Here is a 13,123-nt window from a genome sequence, read left to right on the forward strand (position 1 = left end):
GAGTTACTTGATGCTCGAAATGATGATCCACTTCGAAAACCTCAAGCACCCACACAAATTGCCTGATCATCTTGTTAAAGAGCGTCTTGCGAGCGGCGTTCGCTGCTCAGCAAGTGGAAGCACATTCTACATTTTCTGAGGATTTTGTCAACCGCCGATTTGGCGATCGCTTCAGGAGATCACACAACCCTCTCAACTGAAACATCTTCAAGAAAAAGCGAAGACCTACAAGAGGTTAGCTTCCGTGCCACCCGGCGTTTGCCCTGGCAGCGAGGGCGTACCTTACAGAGATCACCCCGGGTTGGCAAGGGCTTTTGCCGATAAAGATATATTTATGTGCGCCTTCCTGACATTGGCATGCGATTGCATTCTCAATCAGGCTAAAAACCAAAGAACATAATCCGCTATCAAGAAGAGATTTCTTCGCTGGTTAACTCTTCTCCCTCTCTATTAGAGAGGCCATTATTTAGTTCATTCGAGGATCAAGACCAAGAAAGGCTGGGCATGCCTCCTTTTGCCTTATCTGTAGGCCGATGCCCTGAGCGCATCACGTACATCAACGCACTGTCTTAGAAATACATTTTGTCGGGTAGCAAGGACACACCGCCTATCCCATACTTCAGCCAGAACGCTAAGCGATACCGAGCAACGCATGTAAGAGCAGCCAATGACGGATACATCCTATACCTAGGGTGTGGTGTGTGGTGTGTGGTGTGTGGTGTGTGGTGTGTGGTGTGTGGTGTGTGGTGTGTGGTGTGTGGTGTGTGGTGTGTGGTGTGTGGTGTGTGGTGTGTGGTGTGTGGTGTGTGGTGTGTGGTGTGTGGTGTGTGGTGTGTGGTTGTGAGCTTATCGCTATAGGCAGTAAGGGCAAGGATTTCTCCTTGCCCTTGGGCAGCGCTAGCGTTCAGCGATTACCATTGCAGACCTGATTTCAGGGTATTCAGACCCACCTGACGGCGTGCGTACTGCTGCCCTTGGAAAGATGCAGGATCGTAGGGGTTGTTAGCATTCTGGTAAACAACCAGCACTTTGTTGTCACGGGTTGCAACGACCTGACCACTCGGCATTTCCGTGCCCACTTCGGACATCAGGCGATCGTAAGTGGCTTTGTCATAGGTCGCCAGTGCCAGCAGCGGCTTGGACTGGTTGCCATTGTCGATTTCAAGGTAGCTGAAAACAACGACGTTTTCAGCGTCCAGCAGTGCTTTGCCCTGCCAAACGTTCGTATCTTGGGGCTGTACACGGGTGTTCCAGCTGGCCGGGTAGGTCAGTGTGTACTGCTCGGCATCGTTGTGATACGCCTGCTGAGCGGGGGCAGCAATGGCAGACTGGCCTTGCTGGGCGGTTTTTTCTTGCTTGGACTGACCTGCACAGCCGCTGATGACCGCTACGGAAGCGAAAGCGGCGATGGCCAGTCGCATGGGAGTAACGCGCATTGAAAATCTCCTGATGCTAGTTGGTTAAAAGGCCGTCATGACGATCAGACCTCTGCTTTCTGCAGACGGCACGATAGGTGCAATCCACAAAATACCGACATAAATACGTCGATATTCAGGCATTTTCCACGGTCGACATGATATTGCAAACGCATTGCAACTCTTGTTGATGAATATAGGTCACTATTTCTACGTTAGCCATGTGTATCCTTACTTCGTAGCCAGCCTGAGACGTGACGTCAGGCGATGCATCGTTTCCGATGCTCGTTTTCCATCCATTTATCATGGAATTAACGCATTACTCGGCTGAATCACCCCGCAAGGCCTTGGATGCATCACGCCCTACCCTTCCGTTCAAGCCCCACACATCGATCCATCTTCTTCCCCACGTAAGCCGCCACTCCATCACGCCTCTCGTGCGTCGCTTTTCTCTTGGTTCATCTTCACCTTTGTCTTCAGCAGAACGCACAGGCACATCATTCATGCCTTCAGAATTCTCCAAATGGACAGAGATGCCTTACTGAAAACAGCCTCTGCCTCGGGATAGGCGTCAGATTGATGTACAGTGATGCCACTCAAATGAAATGGAGCATCGCACACGCTGTGCTAAAAAAGGCGTAGGGCTCTTCATTTCATATGGAAAAGATCACTCAATGTGTTAGGAGCATGGCATGTCGGCATTGTCCTCTGAGCGACCTCCCGTTTTCCCGTTTACTGCTGTAGTAGGGCAGGCACCGTTGAAGACGGCGCTATTGCTGGCGGTCATCGAGCCTCGTTTGGGAGGCGTATTGCTCAGTGGTCCTCGCGGCATTGCTAAAACGACACTGGCACGTGCCCTTTCTGCGCTGCTTCCTCGTGGGGGCGATGCGTTCGTGGAACTGCCGTTGGGGTGCAGTACGGCTCAGTTGACCGGTTCGCTCGACATTGATAGCGCGCTATCGCGACAGGAGGTGCGCTTTCGCCCCGGCCTGTTGGCAAAAGCACACCGTGGCATTCTATATGTCGATGAGGTCAATCTGCTGCCGGACGTACTGGTGGATCAGCTGCTTGACGCCGCGGCCTCTGGGCACCATCGGGTGGAACGAGATGGCATCAGTCACGTTCACCCCGCTAGCTTTATTCTGATCGGGTCGATGAATCCGGAAGAAGGTGAGCTGAGACCGCAGTTGAGTGATCGCTTTGGGTTGGCGGTACAGCTGAGCGACATACCATCATGCGAAGAGCGGGTGGCCATCGTGCGAGCACGTCGCCGGTTCGATGCGGACCCAGAAGGGTTTTGTCAGCGGCATGAAGAAGCCATGCAGGCTCTTTCACAGCGACTAGAGCAAGCGCGCCAACGACTGCCCTATGTTCATCTTCCTGAGCAGATCGAATATGCCATCGCGGAACGTTGCGCCAACGCGGGGATAGAAGGCGTCCGCGCAGATATTGCCTGGCAACGCGCCGCGCTGGCTCATGCCGCACTGCAACAGCAAGAGGCGGTCACCGAAGACGACCTTGCCACCGTTGAAGCACTGGTACTAAACCATCGCCAAACGGCGCCGCATGAACCGTGCGCGTCGCCAGCATCATCTTCTGACTCTGCGCCCACCTTTATGCCTCCCTCGCCGTTCTCTGGTTCAACAACTTGCCCGGCACCGGCGAGCGGGACAGCCCAAGAATTATTTCCGTCATCACCGAACGCGCCCACGTCAGATTCCGCCTCGGCTCCAATCGGCGACTCAGGTGATATTCCGCCCCCCTTGCCGGCTTCCGCAATCGCTCAGCCTTCCTCCTCTCTCAGCAGTGACCATCAGCTGCTAAAGAGGCCAGAGCCGCCTTCATCGAAAGCATCCGCGACTGAGATGCCTGCCATCGCACAGGGCAGAACATGGCTTTCCGCATCCACACATGGACGATGCTGCGGTCAAGGTCAGCACACTGCTGACGACATTGATTGGGAGCGCTCTTTATCTCTCGCTGAAAACCTGACACCTCAGGGGCTCAAAAAAGTGCTGCGACGCACGTTGCACCCAAGCGCTCATGATGCGGTATTGATTCTGCTGGATTCATCAGCATCACAACGCCAGCCAGAGGCGTTCCATCAGACGCGGCAAGTGGTGCAGCAGCTGATTGCCCAAGCTCAGCAGGAACAGCGCTACGTCGCGCTACTGTATTTTCAAGGCAACAGTGCCAAGTGGCTACTACGAGGCAAGGAAAAGATCCGCAATGTGACGCGAACACTGGAAAGCCTTCAGCCGGGAGGTGGCACCCCACTGTCACTGGCCTTGCAGGAAGGCCGTCGCTGGATCGCTCGCTGGCGACGCAATTTTCCTGCCGCACACATTGATAGCTGGTTGATTACGGATGCACGCTGTCAGTGGAATTCAGCGGATCCGTGGCCATCACCGCTTACCGTAGTCGACAGTGAAGTGGGCGAGCAGCGATTGGGGCGCAGCCATCTGCTTGCCACACAGCTTGGCGGTGAGCATGTCGCTGCGACAGCGCTGCATACGTACGCCGCAGGCTAAATTTAAGCGGGCATCGTGAACGCTATGGCACAATTACCATTCTGTTTACTCAAGTTATTGGAATGCGCAACGATGCGGGGCAGCAATACGCTATGACGGCACCAGAAGAGTCTTATCAACGTCGCATGCTGAAGAAGAAGCAGATCATTGATGAGCGCATCGCTCAGGCCGCTACCGAGCGTGGCGTACTGATCCTGCTGAAAGGCAACGGCAAGGGTAAAAGCAGTTCAGCGTTCGGCACCATGGCGCGGGCACTGGGCCACGGCCAGCGGGCAGCCGTCATCCAGTTCATCAAGGGGACACGGGAAACGGGGGAACATCTGTTCTTCAAGGATCACCCGAACGTCGATTTCCACGTAATGGGCCATGGGTTCAGCTGGGAGACGCGAGATCCAGAGCGTGAAGCCGAAGCAGCTCGGCAGGCATGGCAGATGGCCTGCCGCTATCTGATCCCGTCAACGGCTTCCGATGCGCCATATCCGGTGCAGCTCATCATACTTGATGAGCTGTCGTATATGCTCAAGTACGGCTATCTGGACGCTCAGGAAGTGGCCGATGTCCTGGCAGCACGCCCTCCCACCCTCAACGTCATCGTCACGGGACGTACCATGGCGCTTCCGCTGCAGGAGATAGCCGATACTATTAGCGTCATTCAGGATGAGCGCCACGCCTTTAGGCTCGGTGTGAAGGCACAGGCAGGGATTGAGTTTTGATGACAACAACGCGCGAATGTCCGGCACTGATGATTTCCGCTTTAGCATCAGGTCAGGGCAAGACGACGGTAACCGCCGCACTGGCAGCTTGGCATCGGCGCCAAGGCAAGCGAGTGACGGTTTTCAAGACCGGTCCTGACTACCTTGACCCTCTTCTGCTGGCCCGCGCCAGCGGCGGATCAGCCGAACCACTCGACCTATGGATGATGGGTGAGGAAGCCTGCCGCCGCGCCCTATACGAAGCAGCGGCTGAATCCGACCTGATTCTTGTCGAAGGGGCAATGGGGCTGTTTGACGGTGATCCTTCCAGCGCGGATCTGGCCGAGCACTTCGGTTTGCCCGTCGTCACGGTTATTCACGCCCGCGGCATGGCCCAGACCGTGGCCGCAGTGGCACTCGGACTCGCGCACTACCGTCCCTCCCTAAACACGCTGGGCATCGTAGCCAATGCGCTCGGTAGCGAGCGCCACCGCCAGCTGATCGACTCCGCATTGGCGCCCGAAACACCCTTATTGGCATCGCTACTGCGCAAGGACGACATGGCACTGCCCAGCCGCCACCTAGGGCTGGTCATGCCGGATGAACAGCAAGATGTAGACGAACGCATCGCCCTAGCTGCAGATCAGCTTGAAGGAAGCACGCTGTCCACATTGCTGCCCAACGTCAGCTTTCCGGCGCCCGAGTACGATACAGCACCGATAGCGACGCTGGAGGGCTGTAGGATTGCTGTTGCTCGTGATGCCGCCTTCAGCTTTATCTATTCCGCCAACCTTCGGCTATTGGAAGCTCTGGGCGCTGACATCGCGTTCTTCTCTCCGCTGACGGACAGTACGCTGCCCGAGGGCTATACCGCCGTATGGCTGCCGGGCGGCTATCCCGAGCTTCACGCCGACACACTGGCATGCAATACCGCCATGCATCAGGCGCTGCGCAATGCCCATGATCGTGGCTGCCCGATTCTGGCCGAGTGCGGAGGCATGCTGTACCTGATGGCCTCGTTAGTCTCACTAGAGGGCGATACCTTCCCCATGGCTAGCGTGCTGCCGGGGCAAGGACGCATGCAGGGACGTTCGGGGTGTCAGGGCATGCAGAGCGTCGAGCTGCCAGAAGGCACACTACGCGGCCACTCTCATCATCATTCGCGTGCGTTTGATACACTGCCGCCGCTGACTCATTGCCAGCGTGCGCGCCACTCGGCGCCGGGCGAGGCCGTCTATCGGCAGGGCAATACCACCGCGAGCTATCTGCACCTGTATTTTCCTTCGAACCCCAGTGCCTGCGCAGCGTTGTTCACTGCACCGCGCAAAGCAACATTGCCGGTACAGCCATGAGAGGCTTCGTAATGGGAATCGGCTGCAAAGCCGCGTGTTCACTCGACACCCTACTCTCGCTGTTTCGCCAGATGGAACAGAGGCTCGCCCCCCCTGTCGGGCCTCTGTGCGCCATTGCGTGCTGGGCCCCTCGCCAGCATCATGCAGCGCTTACAGCCTTTGCGCACACATTGAATGTGCCGCTTGAGGCATGGTCGACGACAGCGCTGGTAGCTTACGCCCCAGACCTGAGCCACCGTTCAGCGTCGCTCTACGAACGCACGGGACTTTGGGGCATCGCGGAAGCCGCAGCCTTGGCCAGCGCACAAGTACGATCAGCGCAGCCGCCACGCCTATGGATTAGTCGCTGCGTATCGTCAATGCACGATGCCACCGGGGCCATCGCGCGATGCTGACCTGACCCATCGGGCCCTTTCATCTGCTCACGCAGGCGCTACCATGGCCGCATCGCAGGCCCGATTTCTGCACACCATCATCACACTGACGATTAAGGAGTGTCCGAATGACCCTTCGCTCACCCGCTCTGGACAAGATTCCGGCTACGGTTGTGACCGGCTTTCTCGGCAGCGGCAAGACCACTCTCATTTCAAGCCTGCTGCGTCAGGCCAATGGCAAACGGATCGCTGTTATCGTCAATGAGTTTGGAGATCTAGACGTTGATGCCGAACTGATCAGAGGCTGCGCACTAGAAAACTGCCCTGCCGATGAAAACAATGGCATCTATGAGCTGGCCAACGGCTGCATCTGCTGCACCGTCGAGGAAGAGTTTCTGCCGGTGATGAAAGAGCTCGTCAAGCGACGCCATGAGCTGGATCATATCCTCATCGAAACGTCAGGGCTGGCACTGCCCAAGCCGCTAGTGCAAGCCTTCAACTGGCCTGAGATTAAGCAGTTCTGTACCGTGGATGCGGTGATCACCGTTGTCGATGGCCCGGCACTGGCCGTTGGCGAAGTTGCCCAGTCTACAGCGCGCATCGAGGCACAACGTCAAGCGGACAGTAGCCTTGATCATGATCCCTCGCTGCATGAACTGCTGGAAGACCAGCTGGCGGCGGCAGATATGGTTGTCGTCAGCAAGGCCGATCAGATGAGCGAAGAGGACCGACTGCGCGTCAGCGATCAGCTACACGCCGTACTGCCGTCCAGCGTTCAAACCCTGTTTGTGCGCCAAGGAGGCGCGGAGGCGTCGCTACTGATGGGACTGGGGCTTGAGTCCGAACAGCGCGTCGATCACGTGCATACGCACCATGACCATCATCATGCCGCTGGCCGAGAGCATCATCACGCCCACGATGACTTCGATCACTACGTAGCGACGCTGGGCGTAGTGGATACGCTGCAGCTGTTGGACGCACTGCGCCATCTGGTAGCGACTCAAGGCATCTTCCGCATCAAAGGCTTCGCAGACACCGGCAAACCCATGCGTCAGGTACTTCACGTGGTCGGTGACCGCGTTGGGCTCCACTTTGATCGACTGTGGCATGCCGATGAACCGCGCCAGACTCGGCTGATCTTCATCGGTCGTCAACTGGATACCCAAGCGATCGCCTCACGTCTGTCGCAGGCCCATTTGCCACACTGACGCCCCATGCATCTTTTCGCCGCTCAACCCGGTGCCGCATTCGACGACGGCGCGGGCATCATCGACCTTGACCAGACGCCCGCCGAGCTGATCATTATGTCGGGAGCCGATAGTGTGCTGAGCTTGCTGGCTCACACCAGCGATCGACTGCCCGAGGGGTATCCGTCTCTGCGCTTGGTCAATACGCTGCATCTGAACAAGCCTGCGGCATTTGACCTATGGCAGGACAAGGTACTCGACCGCACGTCGCCCTCTCTGCCGCACGGCACCAAAGTGGTGGTGGTGTCGCTACTGGGAGGAATCCGTTACTGGCGCTATGGACTGGAAGCCCTACAGCAATGGGCCGCGCGCAAACGCGCCACGCTTGTTGTGGTACCCGGTGAGGATGTCGAAGATCAGGACGTTCTGTCTTCGGGCACGGTGAGTGCAGAAGATGCCCATCGTCTATGGCGCTATCTGCGTGAAGGTGGCCCGTGCAACGCGCAGCGGCTGTTTGACTATGTGCTGCATCGCTGGCTGCGTCCCGACAATGACGCTGCGCAGGCGGTAGGCCATGCCCAAGTAGTGCCTAGTGCCATACGTCATGCCGATCGCCCTGCCGCCCAACACTCTTCTCTTGTCTGTGGGCAAAGCGCTGCGGCCACGCTGATACTGGTGATCTATCGCAGCCATGTGCAGGCCGCTAATAGCGCAGTATTCGATCATTTTGCAGAGGTACTTGCAGCGGTGGGGTTCCGCGTCATCACACTAGCGGTGACCTCTCTCAAGCAGCCCGACTGTCTAACCTTACTGGAGCGGGCCATAGAGGAAGAAGCGGCGTCACTGGTCATCAATATGACCGGGTTTGCCATCGCCCGCAGCGCCAACGATGCCCTTTCCTCTCGCCCAACGATACCCTCATGGCCTCTGCGCCAGCGCATTCCTGTCCTGCAAGCAACGCTGGCCAGCACCCGCGAAGAAGACTGGCAGGCCAACGACATGGGGTTATGCGCGCGCGATATTGCCATGCAGGTCGCACTGCCAGAGCTGGATGGGCGCATCATTACACGTGCGGTGGGTTTCAAGGCGGCTCTGCAACGTCATGAACGCAGCCAGTACGACAGCGTACGTTTCGAACTGCAACCCGATCGAGCGCAGTTCGTAGCCGAGCTGGCGGCGCATTGGCATCGTCTGCAACAAACGCCTCGCTGCGAGCGTCGCCTAATGCTGGTGCTGGCCAACTATCCTGCCGACGAGGCATCACTGGGCAATGGCATTGGACTGGATACACCCGCATCGACGGTCAGTGTGATGAAGGTACTGGCAGCGGCGGGCTACCAGATCGACGATGTTCCCGCTGATGGCGATACGCTAATGGCTTTGCTGCGCGCAGGCGTGACCAATACCGCCAGCAGCCTGTTTAATCCCGTCGTCCACGGGTTGCTGCTCAGCGATTACCTTCGCCATTACGCTCGACTGCCGTTGACTGCACGTGAAGCCCTTGAAGAACGCTGGGGACAGCCTGCACAGGACCCTCGCCTGCTGATGACACCGCAAGGCCCCGCATTCCCGATAGCGGGGCTGCCTTTTGGACACCTATTCATCGGCATCCAGCCCATGCGCGGCTACGACATTGATCAGGCTGCGCTGTACCACGATGCCGCCCTGGTGCCGACGCACAGCTATCTAGCATTTCATTTCTGGATGCGCCATCACTGGCAGGCCGATGCGGTCATCCATATGGGGACCCACGGCAATCTTGAATGGCTGCCGGGCAAAAGCCTCGCGCTATCGCAACATTGCTGGCCGGAAATCGCACTGGGACCGCTGCCCAATATCTACTCATTCATCGTCAACGATCCCGGCGAAGGCGCGCAGGCTAAGCGGCGGGCACAGGCCGTCTTGATCAGCCATCTGACGCCACCATTGATGCAGGCCGACATTCACGGTCATCTGGCTGAGCTTGAGCAGTTGATGGATGAATACTATCAAGCGATGAACGTCGATCAGCAGCGTGAACGCTATCTACGCCAGCAGATACTGACGCGTGCGCGTGAAACACATGTCTTGGAAGAACTGACGACAGCACGTGCGCTGGCGGGCAGCGATGACGATACGCTGCTGCAAGCCTTGGACGCATGGCTGTGCGACATCAAGGAAAGTCAGGTACGCAGCGGTCTGCATGTTCTGGGTGAGCTGCCGTGCGGTACGCTGCTGGTCGATCAACTGCTCTCACTGCTGCGCATTCCCCGCACGCTAGCGGCGACCCGCGGCAGTGTGCCGTATGATGAGGCTGCCAACGATCAGGGGCTGCTGCATGCCATGGCCGATGATCTGGGGCTGCCTCAGGAATTCGATCCGCTGGCCCACGGTACGGCCGCATGGACAGGCCCGTTTCCCACCACTCTAAACGCGTGTTCATCCGCACTTTGGCGTACGGAAGCCGATACACGAGAGCGCCTCGAACAGTGCGCGCGCCAGCTCATCCGTCACCACGTCATTGAGGGCCACCCTGAATCGCTGTCAGGATGGCCTGCAACACGCGCCGTGCTCACGCTGGCACATGACACACTGCTACCCTCGCTGCGGGACAGCGTCCGGTGTGAACATCTTTCGATTCTGGATGCACTGGACGGCCGTGCCGTGCCCGCCGGTGCGAGCGGCTCCCCCGCCCGCGGGCGCTGGGACATTCTGCCCACCGGACGCAACATGCACACTCTCGACAGCCGCGCCATTCCATCGCCTACGGCATGGGTGCTTGGCCAGCAGGCCGCCGAGCAGGTCATCGAACGCCACCTGCAGGAACACGGGGATTACCCGCAGTGGATCGGCATGACGCTGTGGGGATCGGCCACGCTGCGCACGGGTGGAGACGACGTGGCGCAGGCCTTGGCGCTAATGGGCGTTCGCCCTCGCTGGGCCCCGGGCTCCTCTCGGGTGGCGGATATCGAGATCATCCCCGCATTCCGTCTGGGACGGCCGCGCGTCGATGTGACCTTGCGCGTTTCCGGCTTCTTTCGCGATGCCTTTCCCAATCTGATCCTACTGTTCAACAAGGCCGTCCACGCACTGGCCCACTATGAAGAGCCGGGGAATGGCAACACCATCCGCCAGCACGTTATGACGCGACAGCAGACGTTACTCGACGAAGGACATTCGGATGCCTCAGCGCTGCAACAGGCCTGTCAGCGCGTATTTGGCAGTGCTGCCGGCCAGTATGGTAGCGGGTTGGCCCCCTTGCTGGAGCACGGCCACTGGCAGGACCGTGAGGCGCTGGCCGAAGCCTATGTGCGCTGGGGTGGACATGCTTGGCAAGCCTCGGGCGACGATCAGCTAGAGCAGCACGACGCCCATGCGGGGTTTGCCGATCAGCTGTGCCAGCTGGATGCGGTGCTTCACAACCGTGACCTGATCGAGCAGGACCTACTAGATGCCACTGACCACGCACAGTTTCAGGGCGGCATGGCCAATGCCACCTATGTGTTACGTCAGGCAATGCCCGCGCTCTACGTTGGCGATCATACCCAACCGACTGCACTGCGTATTCAAAGTCTCAGCGAGTCGCTCGTACAGAGCCTGCACGCCCGCGTGCTCAATCCTCGCTGGCAACAGGCCATGCGCGTTCACGGCTATAAAGGGGCCAGCGAGATGACACGCAGCATCGACAGCATGATTGCCTACGATGCTACGACCCGCGTGATGGCCGACCATCACTATGCACAAGTCGGCGCATCGCTGCTCCAGCCCGAGAATCAGCAGTTTATGCAACAGCATAATCCCGATGCACTGAAGCGGTTGGTTCAGCAACTGATGACCGCCATTCAGCAGGGCCTCTGGCAGGCTTCCCCTGAATGGACAACCTACCTTGAATCGCTACTGATTCATCTTGAACAACAGCAGGAAGAACGGACATGACGACAGCCACCGACTTCGACCCGCGCCTGTTGATGGTGCAAGGCACGACGTCAGATGCAGGCAAGAGCGCACTGATCACCGCACTGTGTCGTTTACTTGCGCGCCAAGGCCATGCTGTGGCCCCCTTCAAGTCGCAAAACATGGCACTCAACAGCGCCGTTAGTGTGGAAGGCGGTGAAATCGGTCGCGCGCAGGCCGTGCAGGCACTGGCATGCGGCCTCGCTCCCTCGGTCCGCTTCAATCCCATTCTGCTCAAACCCACCGGGGAACGCTGCTCGCAGGTCATCGTGGACGGTCAACCGATCAGCCATATGAGCGCGCGCGATTACCATGCACTCAAACCACGACTGCGCCAGCAGGTCGTCGACCGCCTGCAACAGCTGGCCGACGATATGAAGTTCGTGATGATCGAGGGAGCGGGAAGCCCAGCAGAAATCAATCTACGCCAGCACGATCTGGTCAACATGGGGCTGGCCCTTCCGGCCCGCGCGCCGGTCATTCTGATCGCCGATATCGATCGCGGTGGCGTGTTCGCGCACCTAGTCGGCACACTAGAACTGCTAAGCGCCCAAGAACGACAGCAAGTGATCGGGCTGGTTATTAATCGCTTTCGAGGCGACCCCGCCTTGCTGCAGCCCGGTATCGACTGGCTGGAGGCGCGCACCGGGCTGCCTGTGCTGGCCGTTATTCCATGGATTGAGCGGCTATACCTTGATGCCGAAGACAGCCTGTCATCGGGCCAATCCTCGACCGCGCAATCCTCAGCCCCCGCCAACATCCACGTCACGGTCATCCAGCTGCCCGGTATCAGCAACCAGACCGACATTGACGCGCTGCGCCTGCACCCCGATGTTGCTCTGACACTTGCCCGTACGCCTGCCGAGGCCGGTCCTAGCGACCTGTGCATCCTTCCCGGCAGCAAGCGCACCCTCGACGACCTTGACTGGCTACGCCAACAAGGCTGGCCAGCGTGGCTGACGCGCCACCTACGCTATGGCGGCAAGGTGCTGGGTATTTGTGGGGGGTACCAGATGTTGGGGACCTGGCTCGAAGACCCCGACGGGCACGACAGCCCTCGCCGCCCAGAGCGAGCCGCACGCGTTGCCGGGCTGGGCTGGCTCAGCCACACCACACGCTACACCGCACACAAGACGCTGCGCCAGAGCAAGTGTCGCGGCAGCTTTACGGGAGAGCTATCGCTAACGCTGTCGGGTTACGAAATTCACATGGGAAGCAGTACGCCACCCGATGCTAATCACGGGGAAACACCGCTGGCCATGCGCGCGGAGGCAGAACACGCTCCGGAAGGCTGCCGCTCAGCGGATGGTCACATCATCGGTACCTATCTACACGGCTTACTAGACAATGCGGAGGCGCTCGACGACCTGCTGCGCTGGGTAATGCCATCTCGCAAAAAGCACGAAGAAGCACCCTTCGATATGGCAACGTTTCGACTGAAGGAAATGGATCGATTGGCGGAGGGTGTGGCGCGTGCGCTGCGCTTCGAGCGCTGGCCGGATGGCCCGCTAAAAGAGGCGCTGCGCACAGCGGCGGACACCATCAAAGGCAGGCAGAACTAACGAAGGCTAGCAGGCAGAAAGAAAAACGATTGAGGCGGCACGAACGCTATACCGCCTCGCATAACATCGGGTGATGC

At 58.6% G+C, this 13,123-nt stretch carries 8 protein-coding genes; 7 read left to right on the forward strand and 1 reads right to left on the reverse strand.

Features of this window, described 5'->3' with window-relative positions; translation table 11 throughout:
- Positions 1-911: 911 nt before the first annotated feature.
- Entirely contained in the window at positions 912-1,436 is a 525-nt protein-coding gene (locus ACMHYW_RS07170; RefSeq protein WP_414499319.1) for a hypothetical protein, read from the reverse strand.
- 671 nt (positions 1,437-2,107) lie between these two features.
- Here ACMHYW_RS07170 and ACMHYW_RS07175 point away from each other — a divergent pair.
- The 7 genes from ACMHYW_RS07175 to ACMHYW_RS07205 all read left to right on the forward strand — a co-directional run bounded on the left by ACMHYW_RS07175 (position 2,108) and on the right by ACMHYW_RS07205 (position 13,046).
- A complete protein-coding gene (locus tag ACMHYW_RS07175) occupies positions 2,108-3,946 on the forward strand; it encodes an ATP-binding protein (RefSeq protein ID WP_414499320.1) in 1,839 nt (612 codons plus the stop codon).
- Positions 3,947-4,008: 62 nt separating this feature from the next.
- Positions 4,009-4,659, forward strand: coding sequence for a cob(I)yrinic acid a,c-diamide adenosyltransferase (cobO, locus tag ACMHYW_RS07180; protein ID WP_414499321.1), 651 nt, complete (start codon positions 4,009-4,011; stop codon positions 4,657-4,659).
- The gene (locus ACMHYW_RS07185) at positions 4,659-5,990 is read left to right on the forward strand and encodes a cobyrinate a,c-diamide synthase (protein WP_414499322.1); all 1,332 of its coding nucleotides are present in this window, start codon (positions 4,659-4,661) and stop codon (positions 5,988-5,990) included. The genes cobO and ACMHYW_RS07185 overlap by 1 nt, the downstream gene beginning before the upstream one ends.
- Positions 5,987-6,385 (forward strand): cobalamin biosynthesis protein, encoded by a 399-nt coding sequence (locus tag ACMHYW_RS07190; protein WP_414499323.1) that lies wholly within the window; start codon positions 5,987-5,989, stop codon positions 6,383-6,385. Before ACMHYW_RS07185 ends, ACMHYW_RS07190 begins: the two co-directional genes overlap by 4 nt.
- 107 nt (positions 6,386-6,492) lie before the next feature.
- Complete coding sequence (gene cobW, locus ACMHYW_RS07195; RefSeq protein WP_414499324.1) at positions 6,493-7,572, forward strand: cobalamin biosynthesis protein CobW; 1,080 nt, start codon at positions 6,493-6,495, stop codon at positions 7,570-7,572.
- A gap of 6 nt (positions 7,573-7,578) precedes the next feature.
- A complete protein-coding gene (gene cobN, locus ACMHYW_RS07200) occupies positions 7,579-11,466 on the forward strand; it encodes a cobaltochelatase subunit CobN (RefSeq protein ID WP_414499325.1) in 3,888 nt (1,295 codons plus the stop codon).
- Positions 11,463-13,046, forward strand: coding sequence for a cobyric acid synthase (locus ACMHYW_RS07205; RefSeq protein ID WP_414499326.1), 1,584 nt, complete (start codon positions 11,463-11,465; stop codon positions 13,044-13,046). Before cobN ends, ACMHYW_RS07205 begins: the two co-directional genes overlap by 4 nt.
- Positions 13,047-13,123 lie beyond the last annotated feature (77 nt).

Origin of the sequence: Zymobacter sp. IVIA_12111.31 C1 (genome assembly GCF_047495495.1) — a bacterium.
Taxonomy (GTDB): Bacteria; Pseudomonadota; Gammaproteobacteria; order Pseudomonadales; family Halomonadaceae; genus Zymobacter.

What these genes read in the sequence shown, in the direction of transcription:
- ACMHYW_RS07170 (WP_414499319.1), bottom strand. Translation starts at nt 1,436, where the DNA reads ATGCGCGTTACTCCCATGCGACTGGCCATCGCCGCTTTCGCTTCCGTA.
- ACMHYW_RS07175 (WP_414499320.1), top strand. Translation starts at nt 2,108, where the DNA reads ATGTCGGCATTGTCCTCTGAGCGACCTCCCGTTTTCCCGTTTACTGCT.
- cobO (WP_414499321.1), top strand. Translation starts at nt 4,009, where the DNA reads ATGCGCAACGATGCGGGGCAGCAATACGCTATGACGGCACCAGAAGAG.
- ACMHYW_RS07185 (WP_414499322.1), top strand. Translation starts at nt 4,659, where the DNA reads ATGACAACAACGCGCGAATGTCCGGCACTGATGATTTCCGCTTTAGCA.
- ACMHYW_RS07190 (WP_414499323.1), top strand. Translation starts at nt 5,987, where the DNA reads ATGAGAGGCTTCGTAATGGGAATCGGCTGCAAAGCCGCGTGTTCACTC.
- cobW (WP_414499324.1), top strand. Translation starts at nt 6,493, where the DNA reads ATGACCCTTCGCTCACCCGCTCTGGACAAGATTCCGGCTACGGTTGTG.
- cobN (WP_414499325.1), top strand. Translation starts at nt 7,579, where the DNA reads ATGCATCTTTTCGCCGCTCAACCCGGTGCCGCATTCGACGACGGCGCG.
- ACMHYW_RS07205 (WP_414499326.1), top strand. Translation starts at nt 11,463, where the DNA reads ATGACGACAGCCACCGACTTCGACCCGCGCCTGTTGATGGTGCAAGGC.